A 20,027-nucleotide genomic window follows, 5' to 3' on the forward strand; every position below is an offset into this window, starting at 1 on the left:
AAACAGAAAGAAGTTCGACGAAATTGTTTGAAAAAATTTGAAAATGGCTCTTGATACATTTTGTAAAAGGTGTTAAAGTGTGAATTATTATAAAAGAAAATGAATATTTATTCTTTAGGGGGATGCAAAATGGAGAAGAAAAAAGTTGTATTAGCATATTCCGGAGGTCTTGATACTTCCGTTGCAATTAAATGGTTACAAGAGAAGAATTATGATATTATCGCGCTTTGTTTAGACTTAGGGGAAGGCAAAGACTTAGCATTTGTAAAAGAAAAGGCACTTTCAGTAGGTGCAATTAAATCATACATGATTGATGTTCAAGAAGAATTTGCAAACGAATATGCATTGATGGCGATGCAAGCACACACGTTATACGAAGGGAAATATCCTCTTGTTTCGGCGTTATCTCGTCCACTTATTGCAAAGAAATTAGTAGAAATTGCAGAACAAGAAGGAGCGACTGCAGTTGCACACGGATGTACAGGGAAAGGAAATGATCAAGTTCGTTTTGAAGTTTCTATTCAAGCGTTAAATCCTTACTTAGAAGTGATTGCGCCTGTACGTGAATGGAAATGGTCACGTGAAGAAGAAATTGCCTATGCAAAAGAAAACGACGTACCGATTCCAATTAATTTAGATAGCCCGTTTTCAATCGATCAAAATTTATGGGGACGAAGCAATGAATGTGGCATTTTAGAAGATCCATGGGCAGCGCCGCCAGAAGATGCATATGAGATGACATTGGCATTAGAAGATACACCGAATAAACCAGAATTTGTAGAAATTGGCTTTGAAGCAGGCGTACCGACTACTTTAAATGGCACTGCCTATCCACTTTCAGAATTAATTAAAACGTTAAATGCACTTGCTGGAAAACATGGCGTTGGACGTATCGATCACGTAGAAAATCGCCTTGTCGGTATTAAATCGCGTGAAGTATACGAATGCCCAGCAGCAATGACATTAATTACGGCGCATAAAGAACTTGAAGATTTAACACTCGTAAAAGAAGTAGCACATTTTAAACCGATGATTGAGCAAAAAATAACAGAGCTTATTTATAACGGTTTATGGTTCTCGCCTTTAAAACAAGCGCTGAATGCTTTCTTACAAGAAACGCAAAAGAATGTAACAGGCATGGTGCGTGTGAAATTATTTAAAGGTCATGCAATTGTAGAAGGACGTAAATCTGAGTACTCTTTATACGATGAAAAATTAGCAACATATACTGCTCAGGATGAATTTAATCATGATGCAGCAGTTGGATTCATTTCATTATTCGGTTTACCGACGAAAGTATACAGCCAAGTGAATCAAAAGAAGGTGGAAGCGTGAGCAAACTTTGGGGCGGACGTTTTACAGAAGAAGCGGAAGCATGGGTTGAAGAGTTCGGAGCATCCATCTCCTTCGATCAACAATTAGTAAATCAAGATATAAACGGAAGTATTGCACACGTAACGATGCTAGCAAAGCAAGGCATCGTTACGAAAGAAGAAGCAGAGAAAATAAAGATAGGTCTTCAATATTTATTAGAAGAAGCGAAACAAAATAAATTGCATTTTTCCGTTGAAGCGGAAGACATTCATTTAAATATCGAAAAGATGTTAATTGAAAAAATCGGTGAAGTAGGAGGAAAACTTCATACTGGCCGAAGTCGTAATGATCAAGTAGCAACAGATATGCACTTATATTTAAAAGAAAAAGTAGAGCATATTATAAAAGCTACAAAACAATTGCAAACGGTTCTTGTTCATCAAGCAGAAAATAATATTGAAACGATTATGCCTGGTTATACGCACTTACAGCGTGCTCAGCCAATTTCATTTGCACATCATATTCTTGCTTACTTTTGGATGTTAGAGCGCGATGTGAATCGTTATGAAGATTCGTTAAAGCGTATTAACATTTCACCATTAGGAGCAGGAGCGTTAGCTGGGACAACATTCCCGATTGACCGAGAATATAGTGCGGAGCTTCTTGGATTTAATGGAATCTATGAAAATAGTTTAGATGCAGTAAGTGATCGTGATTTCATACTGGAGTTCCTCAGTAACTCATCTATGCTTATGATGCATTTATCACGCTTTTGTGAAGAACTTATTTTATGGAGTAGCCAAGAGTTTCAATTTATTGAAATGAGCGATCAATACGCAACGGGAAGCAGCATTATGCCGCAAAAGAAAAATCCAGATATGGCGGAACTTATTCGTGGTAAAACAGGCAGAGTGTACGGTAATTTATTTAGCTTACTTACAGTAATGAAAGGATTGCCGCTCGCTTACAATAAAGACTTGCAAGAAGATAAAGAAGGAATGTTTGATACAGTGAAAACAGTAGAAGGCTGCCTTCATATTATGGCAGGCATGTTAGAGACAATGACTGTAAACAAAGAAAAAATGGGGCAAGCTGTAACGCAAGATTTCTCTAATGCAACAGAAATTGCTGACTACTTAGCAAACAAAGGACTACCATTCCGTCAAGCTCATGAAATTGTTGGAAAGCTAGTGCTGCACTGCACACAAAAAGGAATTTATTTAGTAGATGTACCACTTGAAACGTATAAAGAAATGAGTGCGCTATTTGAAGAAGATTTGTATGAAGTGCTGTCACCATATGCAGCTGTAAAGCGTCGTAACAGTGCTGGCGGGACAGGATTTGAACAGATTGAAAAGGCTTTGGAGAAGGCGAAGGGATTAACGAAAGAAGTTATCAAGAATTGAGTTGAAAAGTACGCCAGTCTGTTAAAGTCTGGCGTACTTTCTTTTTTACTAGTATTTAAGTTATGATATAGTGAAAAATAACAATTTAGGGGAAGTCTATGAAAAAAGTAATATTTATCGTTTTACTGTTAATTAGCTTAAGTGCAAATGTTAAAGTATTTCTCTTGGACAAATATATCTTTGTTGGTGAACAAGTAAAGCGAGAGGAAGCGATTATCGCAACGATGTGGCACTTGCAAGAAAAAGGATATAAAGAAAGTGATATTTCGTACATAAAACCGGCCTTTTATAGTAAAATCGGTTCTTACGGTATGAATGTACAGTTTAAAGATGAACCAAACGAATCGTATACATATAGAGTTTCGAAAGATGCGAAAACAAATAAAGTAACTGTACACCAAGATAGCAATGAGCCAGGTGGTATGGGCGGGAAGCATCAAGAGCTTAAATAAAGAAAGAAAAACGACTGATGGCATTCGCCTGCAGTCGTTTTTCTTTTAATCATACTTATGTCGATCTTCCGTAATTCGAATATACTCAATATCCATTAAATCTCGCAGTAATGCACCATTACTTAGCTCAATTCCATGTGTTTCTCTAAAATGTGCGCGAATTGTATCTAACATTTCGATTTCTTTCCCATTCACATCTAAAATAATACGTTCAGAATCATCCATGTGGCATCCTCCTTTTTTAAACATATATATTTTGTCCGTCTATTTCTAAAAAATGTATGTTAACGTAATGTTAGGAAATAAGAAAGGGATGGAAAATGAGACGTATTTATTTTATAGGGTTAATTTTGTATACGCTAATTGTATTGCACGTTGCATTCCCAAATATCTTTTCATTTGAGGATGTAGAAACAGTACATATCGGGATATTTATCTTTATTCTATTTGTAGTAGACTGCTGTATTTCGATATGGCTTTCGAAAAGAAAACATGTACAAGATAAAAAAGAAATGGAACGAAAAAAGAGAAAACGTTCATTTTGGATAACGACGTATTGTTTTTCTTTAGTGATTGCCGCTGCTTGTTTTAGTGAACATATTCCATTAGAAAGAGTAAATATTGGATTTGGAGCGTTCGTATTTGCATACTATTTTTTCATGCATTTTCTTCCTTATATGAAAGAAGAGCGAGGAGAAGGGGAAGATCCGCTTGTAGAAGAAGCGAGAGAACAAGAGCATAAGAGAATAGAAGAAGATATACAGAAACTTGGAGAACAAAAATGGTATTTGAAATCAAAAATCATATATGTTCTTTGCTTTATTACGCCGCCAATTGGTTATTTGTATGTTTTATGCCTTCGTAAAAAAATGACAGAAGATGCAAAGAAAACATATTTAACCGTCGCTACGATCATGATGGCACTGTGGTCCTTAAAACTTCTTCCGCCTTATGTATTAGCAATTACTGTTGTTATTGTGGCTTGTCTTGTATTTCTAGTAAAATATGTGAAATGAAAAACACCAAGCCCATGTGGACTTGGTGTTTTATTTATAAATTAAAGATCACCTTGCTCCTCATCACCACGAACAACAAGGACATCGCATTTCGCATAGCGAATAATATGTTCAGAGACGCTACCAATTAGAAAACGCTCAACAGCATTTAAACCAGTTGCACCACACATAATTAAATCTACTTTATGATTTGGAGCGATTTCTTTTGAAATTTTTGATTTAGGATTACCAAATTCTAATACAGTTTCAATTTTTTCAAGGCCAGCTTCAAGCGCAGTTTTTTTGTAGTCTTCTAATAAGTCTTCTGCAAATAGATTTGCACGTTCAGCAATTGCACGGCTATAAGCTTCTACTGCTGAGTATGCTTTTACATCAACGATATGAGCAATAGTTAATGTTGCATTGTTGCGTTTTGCGACTTGAATTGCTTTTTTAAAGGCTTTTTCTGCTTCTTTAGAACCATCCACCGCGATTAAAATATTTGTATATGTATTATTCATAGTAAATTCCTCCCAATCATTTTTATTACCGTTTACAACTTTATTATAAAACAAATTTTGGTAATGTGCTTGCCAGAAACGTTACAGAATTTCGAAAACTCTGTTTCAATTCATTTTAGTTGTAATTGGTGCGAGAACTTGTTACATATGAACTATAGCAATTTAAAAGGGGGCCGTTTTGTGAGACACGCGCTCATTACAGCCGGTACGAAAGGTTTAGGAAAGCAAGTAACAGAAAAATTATTGGCTAAAGGCTATTCAGTAACAGTAACATATCATAGCGATATCACGGCTATGGAAAAGATGAAAGAAACATATAAAAATATGGAAGAGCGTCTACAATTCGTGCAAGCGGATGTCACGAAAAAGGAAGATTTACATAAAATAGTAGAAGAAGCGATAAGCCGTTTTGGCAAAATCGATTTCTTAATTAATAATGCTGGTCCATATGTATTTGAACGAAAAAAGTTAGTCGATTATGAAGAAGATGAATGGAATGAAATGATTCAGGGTAATTTAACAGCGGTGTTTCACTTGTTGAAACTTGTCGTTCCGATTATGAGAAAACAGAACTTTGGCCGTATTATTAATTACGGATTTCAAGGGGCGGATAGCGCACCGGGATGGATTTATCGTTCAGCTTTTGCCGCAGCGAAAGTAGGACTTGTTTCATTAACGAAAACAGTGGCTTACGAAGAAGCTGAATATGGTATTACTGCAAACATGGTATGTCCTGGTGATATTATTGGTGAAATGAAAGAAGCGACGATTCAAGAAGCACGTCAGTTGAAAGAACGTAACACACCAGTTGGTAGATCTGGAACAGGTGAAGATATTGCAAGAACGATTGCGTTTTTATGTGAGGACGATTCCGATATGATTACCGGTACAATTATTGAAGTGACTGGTGCAGTTGATGTTATTCATAGACATCGATAGAGAAAAATAAAGAGAAGTTTCGAATAATTGGACAGTTTATCCTTTATGCAAAGAGGTACGGATAATACTGTCCTTTAATATAAAATTAAATCTATCGGAAAACTTGTATTATTTTTTGTCAAATATTGAGATATTATGTTAAAATATAAGAGCGTAGAAAGCGCTTTAAAAAATGATTCAGGGGTCATTTCATAACTCAAGGGGGAACTAATAATGCGTATCGGTATTCCAACAGAAATTAAAAACAATGAAAACCGCGTGGCAATGACGCCAGCGGGAGCAGTACATTTAGTACAAAATGGTCATGAAGTTTTTGTTCAAAAAGGAGCAGGTTTAGGATCTGGCTTTACGGATGAAGAATACGTACAAGCTGGTGCGAAACTTGTTGAAACTGCTGAAGAAGCATGGAATCAAGATATGGTTATGAAGGTAAAAGAGCCAGTAGCAAGTGAATACGGTTATTTCCGTGAAGGTTTAATTTTATTCACATACTTACACTTAGCTCCAGAACCAGAATTAACGAAAGCATTAATTGATAACAAAGTTGTATCAATTGCATACGAAACAGTACAATTAGACAATCGTTCATTACCATTACTTGCACCTATGAGTGAAGTAGCAGGTCGTATGTCTGCACAAATCGGTGCACAATTCCTTGAGAAAAACAAGGGTGGTAAAGGTATTTTACTTGCAGGCGTTCCAGGGGTAAAACGCGGCAAAGTAACAATTATCGGCGGTGGTCAAGCTGGTACAAACGCAGCGAAGATTGCAGTAGGTTTAGGTGCAGATGTAACAATCATCGACTTAAGTGCAGAACGTCTTCGTCAACTAGATGACATTTTCGGTAACCAAGTAAAAACGTTAATGTCTAATCCATACAACATCGCAGAAGCTGTAAAAGAATCTGATCTTGTTATTGGTGCAGTATTAATTCCAGGTGCAAAAGCGCCAAAACTTGTAACAGAAGAAATGATTCAATCAATGGAACCAGGTTCTGTCGTTGTAGATATCGCGATTGACCAAGGTGGTATTTTCGAAACAACTGACCGTATTACAACTCATGACAACCCAACTTACGAAAAACATGGCGTTGTTCATTATGCAGTTGCAAACATGCCAGGTGCGGTTCCACGTACATCAACTCTTGCATTAACAAATGTAACAGTACCATATGCAGTACAAATTGCGAACAAAGGCTACAAAGATGCTTGCCTAGGCAACACTGCATTACTAAAAGGTATTAACACATTAGATGGATACGTAACATTCGAAGCAGTTGCAGAAGCTCACGGTTTACAATACGCTGATGCGAAAGAGCTTCTTGAAAAAGCTCCTGCTTTATCATAATAGAAATACATGTAAGCCCCTCCTTTCGTAAGGAGGGGCTTTTTATTTGAGTTAATTATCTAGTTTCTTTACAATTTTCAATCCGAACATCATTGTAAAGAAAAGAATGCCGAACAAGTAATATAAGGCATACTCAACTCGTATCATCGAGTTTTTGTCAGTGATATATAAAATAAATAGTATCACAGAGCCGACTAAATGAGAGAGACCGAAAATTTGTGCCATAAGCTTTAAACTCATCTTCTCGATTCTTTCATCCATTTCAGGTAATGGATATTTCTCGGAAACGCTCTTTTTTTTCTTAAAGAATATTTTTTTCACTACTAATAGTATTAAATCTAAGAGTATGTATACACCAACGAATAGAAGGACAGAACTAATCTTTTCTTCGTCATTACTATTGAAATAAAGTAAAGATGATCCTAACAATAAAATAGTAAGATGTGAAATGAACTTTTGATTAGAAGTATTTTTCATTCTTTTTCCTCCCCAGTTTTATCCAATTGAAATAAATCTTCTACTTTACAGTTGAAAAACTCACATAATTTCAATGCTAATTCTAAACTTGGGTTGTATTTGTTTTTTTCGATAGCGATGAGGGATTGTCTAGTGATTTGAACAGAGGAAGCTAATTGTTCTTGGGTGATGTCTCTAACGACGCGGAATTGTTTTACCTTATTTTTAATCAAATATACAAAGTCTCCTTTTTGTAAATTTGTTACATTTATTATATCCATTTTTAGGTAATAAGTAAATGAAGCTTTACAAAAAGTAAATAAAACTTTACGTGAAATATAGATTGTTACAAAGTTAATTTTTGTGATAATTTGGAATTAAATGAAAAAATAAAGTCAAAAGAGGGGGTTCGGTGGGGAGTAAAAAGAGGAAGAAAAAGCAGGCTAAGAGACAAAAGTATATAAAGAAAAAACAAGAACAGAACATACACATACCTATTTCAAAAAAGGTAGTCCTTATGATAGAAAAAACATTTCGGTATATTTGTATGGCCCTGTATGTAACTTTGTGTCTTTATTCAGCTAGGCTGTTTTACAGTTTTGGGATAACCCCCAATATTATTGAGAGTGTTTTTGGATATATCCTTGTCGTAATAGAGTTAGTCTTATTCTTTATATTATTTAATAAAGTATGGCCTAGTCATGAAAGTAAGAAGGATAAGCAAAGAAATATGAGTAAAAAATCTTCATACGCTTCAAGCACATCAAGTGGATTCGGAGATTACAGTAGCAGTGATTGTAGCAGCTCAAGTGATGGTGGAGGAGATTGCGGAGGTGGTGGAGACTAAGTTAATTTTTCAGAAGAACGACTAATGAAAGGATGAGACGAAAGATGGAAACTGTGAACTTAATAGAATTAACAAAGGACATTCAAGATCAACATAAAAACTTCGTCGTTTCAAATGTAAATAGTCATTGTTTACGAATCGCTGTATTTACTGGTGAATATGATTGGCACTATCATTCTAATTCAGATGAATTATTTATTGTGTTAGAGGGAGAATTACTTATTGATTTTGAAGATGGAGAAACAGCGGTATTAAAGCCGAATGATTCTATTTTAATTCCGGCATGTACGATTCATAGAACGAGAGCATTAAAGAGAACGGTAAATCTTTGTTTTGAACATATAGAGGCGGATACGATTAAAGTGGAGCAATTATGAAAAAATTATCTGTAGCTGAGTATAGAAAAATCCTTCCGATTTTAGAAAGCCATACAAAAACGACGACGTTTGCTTATGCGGTATGTGATCAAGTGATAGATGGTGATGTTTTTGTAAACGAGAAGTTAACAGCAGGACTAATTCGTACAGCGAATGGCATTTATTATTTATTTGGTCATACTGATGATCAAAATTACAACGAAGATTTATTTTCTTTTATAAAAAAGGCTATTGAAAAAACAAAGAAGAGATTTACATTGTTCTCTTCGAGTGACGAGTGGGAAATGATGATAGAAGAACGTTTTAGTCATGTACTTCGAAACATCCCGCGAATGAAGTTTCAAAGCGTAATCTTTGAAGAGAGAAAACGAGATTGTAACAAAAATATATATGAAGTGAAGCGTATTGATAGAAGAGATATAGAACGAAGCGGTGAATTTACAGAGGAGTACTACAAAGAATATTGGGGATCAAAAGAAACGTTTTTAAACGGTGGTTTTGGATTTTGTATAGAACTAGAGGGAATAATTGTAGCGGAATGTGTTTCGATATTTAGCGGGAATGGATTTGCTGAAATTGATATCGTGACGCATGAAGCGCATCAAGGAAAAGGATTAGCCCAAGCTGTTGCAGCAAGGTTTATTGAACATTGCATACAAAATGATATTATACCGTGCTGGGATTGTTATGTAGACAATATTCCTTCGCAAAAATTAGCTAGTAAATTAAGTTTTTATAATCCAATAGAATATAGATTGTTTGTACGTAAGAAAATGGGGGAATAAAAATGAATGTGGAGTTAACGAGATTTAAAGTGAAACAAGATAAAAGTCATCGTGTAGATGAATGGATGCAGCTTCTGAATGACAATATGAAAGAAGTACTTTTGACATTAAACGACGAAAAGATGTACGTTGAGACAATTTTCCGGGAAATAAGAGATGGAGAAGAGTACTTATATTGGTATTCTGTGCAAGGAGAAGGCGGGGCTCTTGTCGAAAATTCTCATCATGAAATTGATAAAAAGCACTTGGAATTTTGGTATGAGTGTATCGATGAGGAAGTCTCCTCTGTTGATATGAAAACAGAAGTCGTTATGATTCAAGATATTGTGAAGGACGCGATGAAATAATAGATTGGTATTTTATAACCGTAAAATGGTCATCTTTTTAGTTGGAATATACATTATTGGAGATGCTGTAGGATGAGAATTAGTAATAAATATATCACTCTTGATGAAATAGAAGTAATAAGAGAACCTTTAAATAAATTGCATGAATATCATAATAATACATCAAAACATTTTTCTGGTGACTATCCAAGAATGTCATTTGAGGAACGTATTGAAAATTATAAACAAAATTCAAAGTACGGAGAGTATAGAATTGAATTATTAGTTGAGACGGAAACAGATAATATATTAGGATGTTGTATAGCGTATAGCAAAAGTGTAAGCGGAAAGATTGAAGTTTTATTCGTTGATGAAAAACACCGAGGAAACGGATTTGGTTTGAAATTAATGAATAGTGCAGTGGAATGGTTTAAAGCGAAGAAGATAGATGAAATTGAATTAACAGTAGTGTACGGAAATGAAGCTATATCGTTTTATGAAAAGCTGGGGTTTTATCCTCGTTCAATTATTATGGCAACTAAGTCATAGATAGTATGGAGAGAGATGAGTGAGAGTTTTTGTTTCAAAAAATGATTTATATGTTACTAAAGTATATGTGAAGGGCGCATCAAAATAGATGTGCTTTTTATTATGATAAAAATGTAGAAAAGCTGTATTTGGCTATCTTTAAGTGAAAATAAAAGTGGGATATTAAGAATCTTTTAGGACAAACTATAAAGAAATAAAAAACAGAAAACCAAAAGACTTACCAATATACGGTGTAGTTGTAATAGGTAAAACAGAGGATTTACAAAGTTTACAAGGAGCACCATATATTAAGGCTGCTGTTAGAGGTGTAACAGTTGAGAAATATTAATTACAGTCTATTAATGTGAATAATCAGAAAATTTATGTTATACTATATGAAAAGGAGGTTTATATGAGGCAAATACATGGAGCAATTTATATTTACATAACAATGTTTTTCGTGGCGATATCTTATGGATTAGGGCACGTGTATTCGCATCCTATACTAACTTTTTTAAGCGGAGCATGTATGGCGTTTGCGCTTCTTGTCCACCTTTTCTCAGTTTGGATCGTGAAATTTCAATTAAATATTAGTGAAATAGAAGAAGGCACTTTTTAAGTGGCCTTCTTTTTTTAATAATATTTTGGAAGTTCTTGTAGCAATTTTTCAATTTTGCATTCGGTTTCTTCACATATAGACAGTGTGCGTAGTCGGAAAAACAAACTACGTAAGAAAGATTTTACATTTCCGTATAAGTACTCGTACGATTCAATATGTAATGTTTGTTTTTTGACGGGTAATTGAGCTACTAAGTCATGAAGGGCTAATAGGAGTACTTCTTCCTTTAGACCATTTTGTAGCATTGCCACAATCGGATAAACGAGACGCTCGTCTTCTTCATATTTGTAGTAAATAGAATGGACACAGACTTTGTTTAATAAAGTTTGTAATATTTCTTCGTAATGTAAAGTTTCCAGTTTAGGACTACGAACAAGCGCTTCAAATGTATCGGAAGCATGAGCGATACTATGTGCCCAGCCGTGGTTTTGCACATATCCCCGGAAATCATGTTCGTTGTTCATATATAGAATTAGTTGATCTTTTACATTTGAAATATCAGTCTGTGATAAGAAATTATGATTTGTATCAGCATCAATAATGAGGGCAATTAATAATGTTGTAAATGCACGGGTAAATACCGCATCTTCATCAGCCGAATGAATCTTATACAATAAATATTTTTCACTGATGCTTTCTAATAGTAGTTTCTGTAATTGCGTGTGTGAAAGGTATTCCTTTTTGATGAGATGATAAAAAGTAGAGTAAATAAGTTTGTCTCTTAAATAGCTATCAGTAACACCGATATGTTCAAGCATATTGGAACTTAAAGAATCAATGTTAACTTTGTTATCCAGTATGTAATTATTATTACGAATTTCTTCTAACTGTTGTTGTAACATATAAACCTCCTGTTTTAGAAAATTCTGTATTTTAATAGTATAATAGAAGGAAGAAATAGACAATAAATAAGTGCATTTGAATGGAGGGGCATGATGAAGAGAGCATTATTCTTTTTCATTAGTATTTTCTTTTTAGGAAGCTGCTCGATTTGGTATTTTACTTTTTCTAGCGAGAGCAAAAGTTGGACGGGACAATATAAAGGCCATATTAAGGATGACAGTGAAGATGGAATGTTTACATTTCGGTATAAGGGTGGAGATGGAAATACAGAATTTAAAAATTTAGAGATTGCTATTAATGGAGCCTTTAGCACAATGACACAAACGTCAGAAAATCATAAAGGAGCAAAGATTGAAATGAAGTCTTCTTGTGTAAGTTGTGCGCCTCTATCTAAAGATGAACCGATAGAGATTGTGATTAAATGGGATGATAAGTATGAAGAGAAGATGGTGTTAAAGCGGAAATAGTGTAGGATAAGGGGTTAGGAATGAATAGGCATATGAAAATTTCTATGTATATATTTTTAAGTGCATTTCTACTCGTAATATCAGCATGTACTACAAAACAAGTAGCGGTAAAAGCAATAACTAAAGAAGGATATATTATATTAAGAAATGACACGGTGTTTTTTGTCGGTGATAAAACGTTTGAGACAAAAATAGAGTTGCAAAATTATATAGAACAACAAATGAATCAAGATTATCCATCAGATATAGTCCTAATTTTTAAGGATAAAGATGCATATGATCAATTAAAAACAGGGGATAAAATAAAAGTATGGTCTTCTCAAATGCTTGAAAGCTATCCCGCAAAAATGATTGTAGAGAAGTTTGAAATAGTAGAGAAATAAAAAAGGCAGCACTCACGCTGCCTTTTTTATTATTTTACAAATTGTAATTCTTTCGGGAACTTCGTTAAAATTTCTGATCCGTCTTTTGTGATATAAATATCATCTTCAATACGAACGCCACCTACGTTTGGTACGTAAATACCGGGTTCAATTGTGAAGACCATACCTTCTTTTAATGGAGACTCGTTACCAGCTTTTACATCTGGATATTCGTGTACGCTAATTCCAAGTCCGTGACCAAGGCGGTGTGGGAAGAATTCACCGTAACCTGCATCTGCGATAACAGAACGAGCAGCGTTGTCGATTGCGCCAAGTGTAATACCTGGTTTACATGCTTCAACTGCTTGTAGTTGTCCAGCAAGTACAGTGTTGTAAATGCGAGTTTGTTCTTCAGAAATGTCGCCAAATGCCACTGTACGTGTAATGTCAGAGCAATAACCGTCAATGATTACGCCTAAATCAAATAGTACGAAATCGCCGCGTTTCATTTTGTTTGCACCTGGAATACCGTGTGGAAGAGCAGAGTTTGCACCAGCTAATACCATCGTGTCAAATGACATTTTATGTATGCCTTTTGTTTTTAATTCGTGTTCAATAATTGCTAATACTTCTAGTTCGCTACGATCTTCTTTAATTGCATTTACACCAACCTCAACAGCATAGTCTGCCATTTTAGCTGCTTCGCGTAAAATAGAAAGTTCTTTTTCGTCTTTAATTAAACGAAGTTCACGAACTTTTTCCTCAGCTGACGTGAAAGCTGCATTTGGGAATAATTTTGTTAATTCTTCGTAGCGCTCTACGTTTAAATGTTCTTTTTCAATTGCAACTGCATTTGCATGGATACCGCGGTCTTTAATTGCTTTTGCAATCATATCCCATGGTCTGTCAGTATCAGTAAATCCGATAATTTCATGTGCCCAGCCAGCGTTACGTGCTTGGCCTTCTTCCATTTTAGGGCAAATTAAAATAGGTTCTTTTTCTTGGAATACAAACATACCAAGAAGTCTTTCGTGTGGTTCACAGTGGAAGTTTGTCATGTAGAAGACGTTCGGTGTAGAAGTTAAGAACGCAGCTTCAACGTTTTTTTCTTTTAGCCATTGCATTAAATTTTCTAATCTAGCATTCATTGATTGGCACCCCCGAGATATTTAATTACAAATATAACTTTAACTCGGAAGAAAGCGTTATGACAAGTAAATCGATGTTAGAAAAGACAGGGAATTGAAAAATCATGTAGAATAAAAAGTGAGAATGTAATAAGGGGAGGAATGTAATAATGAAAGTATCTTATCACGGGCATTCAGTTGTAAAGATTGAAACGAATGGAAAAGTAATTTTAATTGATCCGTTTTTAACAGGAAATCCAAAAACAGATTTAAAGGCTGAAGATGTAAAAGTAGATGCGATTCTTTTATCACACGGTCATGGTGATCATGTTGGAGATACAGTAGAACTTGCGAAGAAAAATAATGCAGTTGTAGTGGCACCGTTTGAACTAGCGACATTTTTAAGTTGGCAAGGTGTAAAAACACATCCGATGCATATTGGTGGTTCACATGAATTTGACTTCGGAAAAGTGAAGTTTACACAAGCATTCCACGGCTCTAGTTATATTGATGAAGAAAATAAGACGATTACATATACAGGTATGCCAGCGGGTATTTTATTTACAGCAGAAGAGAAGACTTTGTACCATGCAGGGGATACTGCTCTATTCTCTGATATGAAATTAATTGGAGAATTAAATAACATTGATGTAGCATTTTTACCAATTGGTGATAATTTCACAATGGGACCAGAAGATGCTGTTTTAGCAGCAAAATGGGTTCAGGCGAAAACTGTTGTACCGATGCATTACAATACGTTCCCGGTTATTGAGCAAGATCCATATCAATTTGTAGAAAAGCTACAAAATTGTATAGGGAAAGTATTAGAAGCTGGAGAAAGTATTACACTATAGAAAAGAAACCCTTCATTTGAAAAGACAGGTGAAGGGTTTTTTACGTGTGTAGGACAGCTTGTAAAGGTTGTACTTGTTTTGATGATTCTTTTCTTTTTGGAAGTGGCTGTTCAGGTGTTTCATTCAATTCCATTGCAACTTTTTTCCCGTCTACGAAAGCTAACAATACAGCACCTACAACTTCTAATAATTTTTTCATCATGTATCCGCTCCTTTGTTTCATTTCTTGTCTTCATTGTATATGGAAGTGGCTGGACAAACTATCGAACGAGATGACAATACCATTACATTGTTGTAATAGAAGTAGTGGTGTAATGTAAGGCGTATTTTGTTATAAAAAAAATAGTACAGATATATAAAGAGAGAGTGTAACAGTTTTGAAAATATAGTATACTGAAAATACAACACATGAAGAATTTAGGGAAAAGAAAGTATGGTGAAACCATTTGGCTACCAAGCATAACCAAATTTTAGAACATATTAATAGCCTGCCAGTAGGGCATAAAATTTCTGTAAGGCAAATTGCAAAAGATTTGAGTGTAAGTGAAGGTACAGCTTATCGTGCAATTAAAGATGCAGAAAATAAAGGGTATGTTAGTACGATTGAACGTGTCGGAACAATTCGAATTGAACAAAAGAAGAAAGAAAATATTGAAAAGCTGACATATGCAGAAGTCGTTAACATTGTCGATGGTCAAGTACTTGGAGGCAGAGAAGGACTACATAAAACGTTAAATAAATTCGTAATCGGAGCAATGAAATTAGAAGCGATGATGCGCTATACAGAAGCTGGAAACTTACTTATTGTCGGTAATCGTACGAACGCACATCAATTAGCGTTAGAAACCGGAGCTGCGGTGTTAATTACGGGCGGATTTGATACGGAAGATCATGTGAAGAAATTAGCAGATGAATTAAAACTGCCGATTATTTCAAGTAGTTACGATACATTTACAGTTGCAACGTTAATTAACCGTGCGATTTACGATCAGCTTATTAAGAAAGAAATTGTACTCGTTGAAGATATTTTAACGCCAATTGAAGAAACGTTATATTTAAAGCCAGATGATACAGTGCAGCAATGGCATGCGTATAACGAAGAGACGATGCACGGAAGATATCCGATTGTTGATGAAAATAAAAAGGTGTTAGGTATTGTAACTTCAAAAGATATGATCGGTGTAGCGAAAGAAACACCAATTGATAAAGTGATGACAAAGCATCCGATTACGGTAAATGGAAAAATGTCTGTCGCAGCTGCGGCGCGTATGATGGTGTGGGAAGGTATTGAGTTACTTCCAGTTGTTGATGAAGGAAATAAGTTGCAAGGTATTATTAGCCGTCAAGATGTACTTCAGGCGTTGCAAATGATTCAGCGTCAACCGCAAGTCGGTGAAACAATCGATGATATTGTAACGAATCAATTTATGACGCCGAAAGAAGCGAAAAATGAGCATCTATATCAATTTTCAGTGACACCGCAAATGACGAATTCAATCGGAACGCTATCTTACGGTGTATTCGCAACGATTGTGACAGAAGCAACGAATCGCGTTATTCGTGCGCAAAAGAAGAGCGATTTAATTGTTGAGAACTTAACAATTTATTTCGTAAAACCAGTTCAAATTGACAATGTTGTATCGGTTCATCCGAAAGTATTAGAAATTGGACGTAAATTTGGTAAGGTTGATGTAGAAGTACATCATGAAGGTAATGTTGTTGGGAAAGCATTACTTATGGTGCAATTGATCGATAAATAAAAAGATGGAGCAAGCCGCTTTGGTTTGTTCCATTTTTTTTAGAACGCTACATTAGAGGGTTTTAAAATTTAGTTATCGAATGTATTATATTTTGAATTGCAAAAGAGAATGTTAAATTACGTTTTGTTTCATATTCATAAATAGGGCATGCGATAATTTGAAGATGCTGGAGCAATAATTGTGGAGGTGTCGAATGGGAGTAGTACTTTTCTTTTTAGGTTTAATACTTGTAATTACTGTTCATGTGATAACTCATAGAATAATGGATTTAAATAAAAAGAAATTGTATGTAATAAGTTTGATTTTCGCTGTTATTTGTTCCTTTACCCCTACAATTGGAGAAAATAATAGCGATTTTCTTTACTTTGGTATACCAGCTGAAACATTTGTTTATTATGGCGGATGGGAATTTTCATTTCATCCATTAGGCTTTTTCTTTAACTTTATTTTGTTTTATTTTGTTTTAAATTTATTATTTAAGCTACGTAAGGGCTCGGGTAGAGAAGTAAAAAAATAGCAGGATATGTATCGGTGCGGATAGAAAATTGGTGATTACTCGATAAGAAAGTTTAAGCTATTAATTATTACTATGCTTCACTATACGAACTAGGGGGATAGGAATGGATTTTCACACTAAAAAATGGTTATGTAAGCAATATAATTTAAATAGTTTTACGAAAGTTTCATTATTGCATGGGGGAACTTCATGATGGGATATAGGGGAAATATTTCGGAAGCAGCCATTCGACTTGGAACTGCTTCAAGAATCTTTTATATGGCTGGGAAAATACCATTAAGACTTGATATTGAACCTATTAAAAAGAATCCTGATTATTTCATTCGCCGATATATTCAGTATGCGGAAGAGGAGTTATGCAGTAAGACAATTGTCTGATAAAAAAACAGAATATTAATTCATTTGGATTCTAGACTATGTTATAATTTAATTGTAAGAAAATGGATTTCTGAAAGGTGGTATGCATGATGTCATCAACAGTACTCTTTTTTGGTAGTATCGCACTATTTTACTTCCTTGTGATGATACCGATTCAATATTTATACTTACAAGGTTTACATGAAAAAAAGAAAAAAACAGGATTATCTCAGCGAGAACTATACGAAAAAATGTCTTTTGGGGAAGAACAATTACATCTTCATGTGCAAGGCAACCCATTTAATATACCATCTGCGTTTGTCGCATATATGATTTTGAAAGTTAGAGGACGTAAAAAAGCATCACAATGTTGATGCTTTTTTACGTTGCTTCATAGACTTCGGCTTCTTCAACTGCTAATGGTAAGAAATGTTTGTATTGGCGAAATCCATTAAAGGCACTTGCACTGCCAAATAGAACGAATAAGACACCAACGATAATGCGAGCGGTTGAAAGTTCTAAAAAGAATTGGTTTATCCCAAAGAATAAGACGAATGAACCGAGTGCCATTGCGGATTTTCCTGAGAGCCAACCTTTCTCCATTGGGCGGTTTGTACGAAAGTATTTTGTTTTGTAGAAGAGGTACAACATAAATGAGACGATAATACAGAAGACTAATACTGGCATCATGCACACTCCCATCGCTTTATGAAAAAATAGTAGAGAAAAAAGAAATATCTAAACTTTCTAATTTTTATTATAAAGCAATTGTTCGCATGTATGAAATACTTTCCGTTATAATGGAGGATAAAGTGAGACTTTCATTAGTGTGGGGATGTTTCCGCGCTAATGATTAGCCCACATTCATTGGGCTTTTACTGCACGTTAAAGTGAAGAAGTTGAATAAAAAGGAGATTATACATATGCATGAGCAAATTTTAGGAGCAATTAAAGAGTTTGATACAATTATTATTCATCGTCATGTGCGTCCGGATCCAGATGCGTTAGGTTCACAGGGCGGTCTTAGTACAATTCTACAAGAATCGTTTCCAGAGAAAAATATTTATACGGTTGGGTACAATGAACCGTCATTAGCATATTTACGAGTAATGGATGATATTGAAGATAGTGTATACGAAAATGCGCTCGTTATCGTTTGTGATACAGCAAACCAAGAACGTGTTGATGATCAACGCTATACAAAAGGGAAGATGTTAATCAAAATTGATCATCATCCAAATGAAGATCCATACGGAGACATTACGTGGGTAGATACGACAGCAAGTTCTACAAGTGAAATGATTTATGAGTTTTATAATTATGGAAAAGATAAAGGGTTACAAATAACGAAAGAAGCAGCTCGTCTTATTTTAGCGGGTATTGTTGGGGATACAGGTCGTTTCTTATTCCCGAATACAACAGCGAAAACACTTCGTTATGTGAGTGAGCTTGTTGATATGGATGTGAAATTTACAGATTTATACAACGAAATGTATAAGACGAAAGAAAAGATTGCTCGTTTAAACGGCTATATTTTACAAAACTTTACGATGGTAGAAGAAGGAGCAGCTTACATTAAATTAACGAAAGAAGTATTAGAAAAGTTTGATGTACTTCCTTCTGAGGCATCAGGCGTTGTTGGAGCACTTGGTAACATTGATGGATTAAAGGCGTGGGTTCTATTTTTAGAGGAAGACGATGTGATTCGTGTTCGTCTTCGTTCAAAAGGACCAGTTATAAATAAATTAGCAATGCAATATAACGGCGGAGGACATCCGATGGCTTCTGGTGCAAAAGCATCTTCTTGGGAAGAAGCGGATCGTCTTTTTGCTGATTTACGTGAGCTGTGTAGATAAGAGATTATATAGTAGAACAAAAAGAAGGAGCGGCGCTAAAGCCCTCCTTCTTTATTTTTCTTTCTCTATCGTAATACTAATTTCAAGCACTGTATCAAAAGATATCGTATCGACTTTGAAACGGTATAGCCGATCGTAATGTTTGTACGTTTTGTTTTCGATTACCTTTTTGAGTAGATCTTTATTTTTTGCGATACTTTGTATGTTTTTCGTTAAAAGATGCTGGAGGTCATTATGGATAGAAGTAGTCATGTTTTCAATTGTAAGGTTGTCTAAATCGTATTTTTCTCGATTTATAAGTTTTATTTTAATCTCTTGAATGGTTAAGAGCCGTTTATTTTCAGTATTTAATTTTTCTTGATCTTCGAGAAGGACGTGGAGCTTTGCTTCTTGTTTTTCTATAATTTCTCTTTGTTCTGCTATTTTACTAGCTTGTTCTTCTTGAAAAACACCGTATATGTACAAAAAAATAAACCAGCTCAACACACCTCCAACAGCAGCCCCAGCTAAAACTAAATACCATCTTTTTGCTGTATTGGCACTTGGTACTCTCATACATGCTCCTGCGTTAGCCATTTAATAATAATAAGACCAGTTTGCATACCACCTGTTGCGAAAAAAATAAGGAGAATTTGTTTTACGATATCTTTCATATCCCCGCCAAAGAAACTTCTTTCAAAACTATAAAAAGTATCAAATGTTCCGCCGATCGCTGCAACGAGTGCCCAAATTCTTAAATTTTGGGCGAATTGATTAATGTAAGTGAGAGTTGGTTTTCCGATAAGAAATGCACCAAATCCACCAATTAATGAACCACCAAGTATAACCCCAAAGGCAATAAAATAACTAATAATAAGCAGAGAGAAAAAAGTATGTTCTCTTACATCCATCGTCATTCCCCTTTCTTCTTCATATATATGGACAAAGTATAAGAAGTATGTTTTGATTTCCTCTTTCCTCTTCACCTATAAT

General features: G+C 34.9%; 29 protein-coding genes and 2 pseudogenes. 21 read left to right on the plus strand and 10 right to left on the minus strand.

All coding sequences use genetic code 11. From position 1 onward, the window contains the following. Window positions 1–129: 129 nt before the first annotated feature. From MR147_RS16380 to MR147_RS16390, 3 genes are all read left to right on the plus strand, one after another. Window positions 130–1,335: an argininosuccinate synthase gene (locus MR147_RS16380; protein ID WP_000412314.1), complete on the plus strand. Its 1,206-nt coding sequence runs from the start codon at window positions 130–132 to the stop codon at window positions 1,333–1,335. Continuing rightward, window positions 1,332–2,720: an argininosuccinate lyase gene (gene argH / locus MR147_RS16385; protein ID WP_074606508.1), complete on the plus strand. Its 1,389-nt coding sequence runs from the start codon at window positions 1,332–1,334 to the stop codon at window positions 2,718–2,720. The genes MR147_RS16380 and argH overlap by 4 nt, the downstream gene beginning before the upstream one ends. Before the next feature lie 98 nt (window positions 2,721–2,818). Next, window positions 2,819–3,172 (plus strand): DUF3139 domain-containing protein, encoded by a 354-nt coding sequence (locus MR147_RS16390; RefSeq protein ID WP_074606510.1) that lies wholly within the window; start codon window positions 2,819–2,821, stop codon window positions 3,170–3,172. Window positions 3,173–3,217: 45 nt separating this feature from the next. Here the strand turns inward: MR147_RS16390 and MR147_RS16395 are convergent, their stop codons facing one another. Next, window positions 3,218–3,397 carry a hypothetical protein gene (locus tag MR147_RS16395; protein ID WP_000342755.1) on the minus strand — a complete coding sequence of 60 codons (180 nt, stop codon included), beginning with the start codon at window positions 3,395–3,397 and terminating at the stop codon, window positions 3,218–3,220. A gap of 95 nt (window positions 3,398–3,492) precedes the next feature. Here MR147_RS16395 and MR147_RS16400 point away from each other — a divergent pair, with 95 nt between their 5' ends. Next, window positions 3,493–4,188, plus strand: a complete 696-nt coding sequence (locus MR147_RS16400; RefSeq protein WP_074606512.1) for a hypothetical protein — start codon at window positions 3,493–3,495, stop codon at window positions 4,186–4,188. A gap of 41 nt (window positions 4,189–4,229) precedes the next feature. Here the strand turns inward: MR147_RS16400 and MR147_RS16405 are convergent, their stop codons facing one another. Continuing rightward, on the minus strand, window positions 4,230–4,688 hold the full coding sequence (locus tag MR147_RS16405; protein ID WP_001066672.1) for a universal stress protein: 459 nt from the start codon (window positions 4,686–4,688) through the stop codon (window positions 4,230–4,232). Window positions 4,689–4,835: 147 nt separating this feature from the next. Here MR147_RS16405 and MR147_RS16410 point away from each other — a divergent pair, with 147 nt between their 5' ends. Together MR147_RS16410 and ald are read left to right on the plus strand one after the other, a co-directional pair. After that, a complete protein-coding gene (locus MR147_RS16410; RefSeq protein ID WP_002163505.1) occupies window positions 4,836–5,627 on the plus strand; it encodes an SDR family oxidoreductase in 792 nt (263 codons plus the stop codon). A 213-nt stretch (window positions 5,628–5,840) separates the two neighbouring features. After that, the gene (gene ald, locus MR147_RS16415; protein WP_001219405.1) at window positions 5,841–6,974 is read left to right on the plus strand and encodes an alanine dehydrogenase; all 1,134 of its coding nucleotides are present in this window, start codon (window positions 5,841–5,843) and stop codon (window positions 6,972–6,974) included. A gap of 51 nt (window positions 6,975–7,025) precedes the next feature. On the opposite strand, the gene MR147_RS16420 is transcribed toward ald, so the two are convergent. Together MR147_RS16420 and MR147_RS16425 are read right to left on the minus strand one after the other, a co-directional pair. Beyond that, window positions 7,026–7,451 carry a hypothetical protein gene (locus MR147_RS16420; protein WP_242304565.1) on the minus strand — a complete coding sequence of 142 codons (426 nt, stop codon included), beginning with the start codon at window positions 7,449–7,451 and terminating at the stop codon, window positions 7,026–7,028. Continuing rightward, the gene (locus MR147_RS16425) at window positions 7,448–7,711 is read right to left on the minus strand and encodes a helix-turn-helix transcriptional regulator (RefSeq protein WP_002003636.1); all 264 of its coding nucleotides are present in this window, start codon (window positions 7,709–7,711) and stop codon (window positions 7,448–7,450) included. The genes MR147_RS16420 and MR147_RS16425 overlap by 4 nt, the downstream gene beginning before the upstream one ends. A 131-nt stretch (window positions 7,712–7,842) precedes the next feature. On the opposite strand from MR147_RS16425, the gene MR147_RS16430 reads away from it, so the two are divergent. The 7 genes and pseudogenes from MR147_RS16430 (at window position 7,843) to MR147_RS16460 (ending at window position 10,912) form a co-directional block, all read left to right on the plus strand. After that, window positions 7,843–8,277, plus strand: coding sequence for a hypothetical protein (locus MR147_RS16430; protein ID WP_074606516.1), 435 nt, complete (start codon window positions 7,843–7,845; stop codon window positions 8,275–8,277). A 44-nt stretch (window positions 8,278–8,321) separates the two neighbouring features. After that, window positions 8,322–8,654: a cupin domain-containing protein gene (locus tag MR147_RS16435; RefSeq protein ID WP_071678969.1), complete on the plus strand. Its 333-nt coding sequence runs from the start codon at window positions 8,322–8,324 to the stop codon at window positions 8,652–8,654. Then, window positions 8,651–9,439, plus strand: a complete 789-nt coding sequence (locus tag MR147_RS16440; protein ID WP_074606518.1) for a GNAT family N-acetyltransferase — start codon at window positions 8,651–8,653, stop codon at window positions 9,437–9,439. Before MR147_RS16435 ends, MR147_RS16440 begins: the two co-directional genes overlap by 4 nt. Before the next feature lie 2 nt (window positions 9,440–9,441). Then, complete coding sequence (locus MR147_RS16445) at window positions 9,442–9,786, plus strand: DUF6176 family protein (RefSeq protein ID WP_074606519.1); 345 nt, start codon at window positions 9,442–9,444, stop codon at window positions 9,784–9,786. A 72-nt stretch (window positions 9,787–9,858) separates the two neighbouring features. Continuing rightward, window positions 9,859–10,314, plus strand: a complete 456-nt coding sequence (locus MR147_RS16450) for a GNAT family N-acetyltransferase (protein ID WP_074606521.1) — start codon at window positions 9,859–9,861, stop codon at window positions 10,312–10,314. A gap of 135 nt (window positions 10,315–10,449) precedes the next feature. Next, window positions 10,450–10,642 (plus strand): annotated as a pseudogene (locus tag MR147_RS16455) (anti sigma factor C-terminal domain-containing protein); the annotation flags it as partial. A gap of 63 nt (window positions 10,643–10,705) precedes the next feature. After that, the gene (locus MR147_RS16460) at window positions 10,706–10,912 is read left to right on the plus strand and encodes a hypothetical protein (protein WP_001248905.1); all 207 of its coding nucleotides are present in this window, start codon (window positions 10,706–10,708) and stop codon (window positions 10,910–10,912) included. A 14-nt stretch (window positions 10,913–10,926) separates the two neighbouring features. Here MR147_RS16460 and MR147_RS16465 read toward each other — a convergent pair whose 3' ends face one another. Next, on the minus strand, window positions 10,927–11,754 hold the full coding sequence (locus MR147_RS16465) for a DUF2785 domain-containing protein (RefSeq protein WP_074606523.1): 828 nt from the start codon (window positions 11,752–11,754) through the stop codon (window positions 10,927–10,929). Between the two features lie 93 nt (window positions 11,755–11,847). Here MR147_RS16465 and MR147_RS16470 point away from each other — a divergent pair, with 93 nt between their 5' ends. Continuing rightward, the gene (locus MR147_RS16470) at window positions 11,848–12,222 is read left to right on the plus strand and encodes a hypothetical protein (RefSeq protein WP_000816720.1); all 375 of its coding nucleotides are present in this window, start codon (window positions 11,848–11,850) and stop codon (window positions 12,220–12,222) included. Between the two features lie 20 nt (window positions 12,223–12,242). Further along, window positions 12,243–12,605 (plus strand): DUF3221 domain-containing protein, encoded by a 363-nt coding sequence (locus tag MR147_RS16475; protein WP_001079369.1) that lies wholly within the window; start codon window positions 12,243–12,245, stop codon window positions 12,603–12,605. A 29-nt stretch (window positions 12,606–12,634) separates the two neighbouring features. Here MR147_RS16475 and pepQ read toward each other — a convergent pair whose 3' ends face one another. Then, window positions 12,635–13,732 (minus strand): Xaa-Pro dipeptidase, encoded by a 1,098-nt coding sequence (gene pepQ / locus MR147_RS16480; RefSeq protein ID WP_074606525.1) that lies wholly within the window; start codon window positions 13,730–13,732, stop codon window positions 12,635–12,637. A gap of 149 nt (window positions 13,733–13,881) precedes the next feature. Between pepQ and MR147_RS16485 the strand changes: the two genes are divergently transcribed. Beyond that, on the plus strand, window positions 13,882–14,565 hold the full coding sequence (locus MR147_RS16485; RefSeq protein ID WP_074606527.1) for a metal-dependent hydrolase: 684 nt from the start codon (window positions 13,882–13,884) through the stop codon (window positions 14,563–14,565). Window positions 14,566–14,605: 40 nt separating this feature from the next. Here MR147_RS16485 and MR147_RS16490 read toward each other — a convergent pair whose 3' ends face one another. Beyond that, window positions 14,606–14,767 carry a hypothetical protein gene (locus tag MR147_RS16490; protein ID WP_000976310.1) on the minus strand — a complete coding sequence of 54 codons (162 nt, stop codon included), beginning with the start codon at window positions 14,765–14,767 and terminating at the stop codon, window positions 14,606–14,608. A gap of 244 nt (window positions 14,768–15,011) precedes the next feature. Here MR147_RS16490 and MR147_RS16495 point away from each other — a divergent pair, with 244 nt between their 5' ends. The 4 genes and pseudogenes from MR147_RS16495 to MR147_RS16510 all read left to right on the plus strand — a co-directional run bounded on the left by MR147_RS16495 (window position 15,012) and on the right by MR147_RS16510 (window position 17,573). Further along, window positions 15,012–16,325 carry a CBS domain-containing protein gene (locus tag MR147_RS16495; RefSeq protein ID WP_000201583.1) on the plus strand — a complete coding sequence of 438 codons (1,314 nt, stop codon included), beginning with the start codon at window positions 15,012–15,014 and terminating at the stop codon, window positions 16,323–16,325. A gap of 193 nt (window positions 16,326–16,518) precedes the next feature. After that, on the plus strand, window positions 16,519–16,842 hold the full coding sequence (locus tag MR147_RS16500) for a hypothetical protein (protein WP_074606529.1): 324 nt from the start codon (window positions 16,519–16,521) through the stop codon (window positions 16,840–16,842). A gap of 174 nt (window positions 16,843–17,016) precedes the next feature. After that, a pseudogene (locus tag MR147_RS16505) lies at window positions 17,017–17,220 on the plus strand (phosphotransferase enzyme family protein); the annotation flags it as partial. 89 nt (window positions 17,221–17,309) lie between these two features. After that, a complete protein-coding gene (locus tag MR147_RS16510) occupies window positions 17,310–17,573 on the plus strand; it encodes a DUF3949 domain-containing protein (RefSeq protein WP_000099739.1) in 264 nt (87 codons plus the stop codon). A gap of 7 nt (window positions 17,574–17,580) precedes the next feature. Here the strand turns inward: MR147_RS16510 and MR147_RS16515 are convergent, their stop codons facing one another. Further along, a complete protein-coding gene (locus tag MR147_RS16515; protein ID WP_074606533.1) occupies window positions 17,581–17,886 on the minus strand; it encodes a YtpI family protein in 306 nt (101 codons plus the stop codon). A 236-nt stretch (window positions 17,887–18,122) separates the two neighbouring features. Between MR147_RS16515 and MR147_RS16520 the strand changes: the two genes are divergently transcribed. Next, window positions 18,123–19,055 (plus strand): DHH family phosphoesterase, encoded by a 933-nt coding sequence (locus MR147_RS16520; RefSeq protein ID WP_074606535.1) that lies wholly within the window; start codon window positions 18,123–18,125, stop codon window positions 19,053–19,055. A 51-nt stretch (window positions 19,056–19,106) separates the two neighbouring features. Here the strand turns inward: MR147_RS16520 and ytrI are convergent, their stop codons facing one another. Both ytrI and MR147_RS16530 read right to left on the minus strand, forming a co-directional pair. Next, complete coding sequence (gene ytrI, locus MR147_RS16525) at window positions 19,107–19,610, minus strand: sporulation membrane protein YtrI (RefSeq protein WP_001265735.1); 504 nt, start codon at window positions 19,608–19,610, stop codon at window positions 19,107–19,109. Continuing rightward, the gene (locus MR147_RS16530) at window positions 19,607–20,020 is read right to left on the minus strand and encodes a YtrH family sporulation protein (protein ID WP_001998397.1); all 414 of its coding nucleotides are present in this window, start codon (window positions 20,018–20,020) and stop codon (window positions 19,607–19,609) included. The genes ytrI and MR147_RS16530 overlap by 4 nt, the downstream gene beginning before the upstream one ends. Window positions 20,021–20,027 lie beyond the last annotated feature (7 nt).

The organism is Bacillus cereus group sp. BfR-BA-01350 (assembly GCF_022663775.1).
Lineage (GTDB): Bacteria > Bacillota > Bacilli > Bacillales > Bacillaceae_G > Bacillus_A > Bacillus_A paranthracis.

What these genes read in the sequence shown, in the direction of transcription:
- MR147_RS16475 (WP_001079369.1), top strand. Translation starts at nt 12,243, where the DNA reads ATGAATAGGCATATGAAAATTTCTATGTATATATTTTTAAGTGCATTT.
- MR147_RS16435 (WP_071678969.1), top strand. Translation starts at nt 8,322, where the DNA reads ATGGAAACTGTGAACTTAATAGAATTAACAAAGGACATTCAAGATCAA.
- MR147_RS16520 (WP_074606535.1), top strand. Translation starts at nt 18,123, where the DNA reads ATGCATGAGCAAATTTTAGGAGCAATTAAAGAGTTTGATACAATTATT.
- MR147_RS16395 (WP_000342755.1), bottom strand. Translation starts at nt 3,397, where the DNA reads ATGGATGATTCTGAACGTATTATTTTAGATGTGAATGGGAAAGAAATC.
- MR147_RS16405 (WP_001066672.1), bottom strand. Translation starts at nt 4,688, where the DNA reads ATGAATAATACATATACAAATATTTTAATCGCGGTGGATGGTTCTAAA.
- MR147_RS16440 (WP_074606518.1), top strand. Translation starts at nt 8,651, where the DNA reads ATGAAAAAATTATCTGTAGCTGAGTATAGAAAAATCCTTCCGATTTTA.
- MR147_RS16470 (WP_000816720.1), top strand. Translation starts at nt 11,848, where the DNA reads ATGAAGAGAGCATTATTCTTTTTCATTAGTATTTTCTTTTTAGGAAGC.
- MR147_RS16460 (WP_001248905.1), top strand. Translation starts at nt 10,706, where the DNA reads ATGAGGCAAATACATGGAGCAATTTATATTTACATAACAATGTTTTTC.
- pepQ (WP_074606525.1), bottom strand. Translation starts at nt 13,732, where the DNA reads ATGAATGCTAGATTAGAAAATTTAATGCAATGGCTAAAAGAAAAAAAC.
- MR147_RS16450 (WP_074606521.1), top strand. Translation starts at nt 9,859, where the DNA reads ATGAGAATTAGTAATAAATATATCACTCTTGATGAAATAGAAGTAATA.
- MR147_RS16380 (WP_000412314.1), top strand. Translation starts at nt 130, where the DNA reads ATGGAGAAGAAAAAAGTTGTATTAGCATATTCCGGAGGTCTTGATACT.
- ytrI (WP_001265735.1), bottom strand. Translation starts at nt 19,610, where the DNA reads ATGAGAGTACCAAGTGCCAATACAGCAAAAAGATGGTATTTAGTTTTA.
- MR147_RS16500 (WP_074606529.1), top strand. Translation starts at nt 16,519, where the DNA reads ATGGGAGTAGTACTTTTCTTTTTAGGTTTAATACTTGTAATTACTGTT.
- MR147_RS16465 (WP_074606523.1), bottom strand. Translation starts at nt 11,754, where the DNA reads ATGTTACAACAACAGTTAGAAGAAATTCGTAATAATAATTACATACTG.
- MR147_RS16390 (WP_074606510.1), top strand. Translation starts at nt 2,819, where the DNA reads ATGAAAAAAGTAATATTTATCGTTTTACTGTTAATTAGCTTAAGTGCA.
- MR147_RS16510 (WP_000099739.1), top strand. Translation starts at nt 17,310, where the DNA reads ATGTCATCAACAGTACTCTTTTTTGGTAGTATCGCACTATTTTACTTC.
- MR147_RS16400 (WP_074606512.1), top strand. Translation starts at nt 3,493, where the DNA reads ATGAGACGTATTTATTTTATAGGGTTAATTTTGTATACGCTAATTGTA.
- MR147_RS16445 (WP_074606519.1), top strand. Translation starts at nt 9,442, where the DNA reads ATGAATGTGGAGTTAACGAGATTTAAAGTGAAACAAGATAAAAGTCAT.
- MR147_RS16485 (WP_074606527.1), top strand. Translation starts at nt 13,882, where the DNA reads ATGAAAGTATCTTATCACGGGCATTCAGTTGTAAAGATTGAAACGAAT.
- MR147_RS16515 (WP_074606533.1), bottom strand. Translation starts at nt 17,886, where the DNA reads ATGCCAGTATTAGTCTTCTGTATTATCGTCTCATTTATGTTGTACCTC.
- MR147_RS16410 (WP_002163505.1), top strand. Translation starts at nt 4,836, where the DNA reads ATGAACTATAGCAATTTAAAAGGGGGCCGTTTTGTGAGACACGCGCTC.
- MR147_RS16420 (WP_242304565.1), bottom strand. Translation starts at nt 7,451, where the DNA reads ATGAAAAATACTTCTAATCAAAAGTTCATTTCACATCTTACTATTTTA.
- ald (WP_001219405.1), top strand. Translation starts at nt 5,841, where the DNA reads ATGCGTATCGGTATTCCAACAGAAATTAAAAACAATGAAAACCGCGTG.
- MR147_RS16425 (WP_002003636.1), bottom strand. Translation starts at nt 7,711, where the DNA reads ATGGATATAATAAATGTAACAAATTTACAAAAAGGAGACTTTGTATAT.
- MR147_RS16490 (WP_000976310.1), bottom strand. Translation starts at nt 14,767, where the DNA reads ATGATGAAAAAATTATTAGAAGTTGTAGGTGCTGTATTGTTAGCTTTC.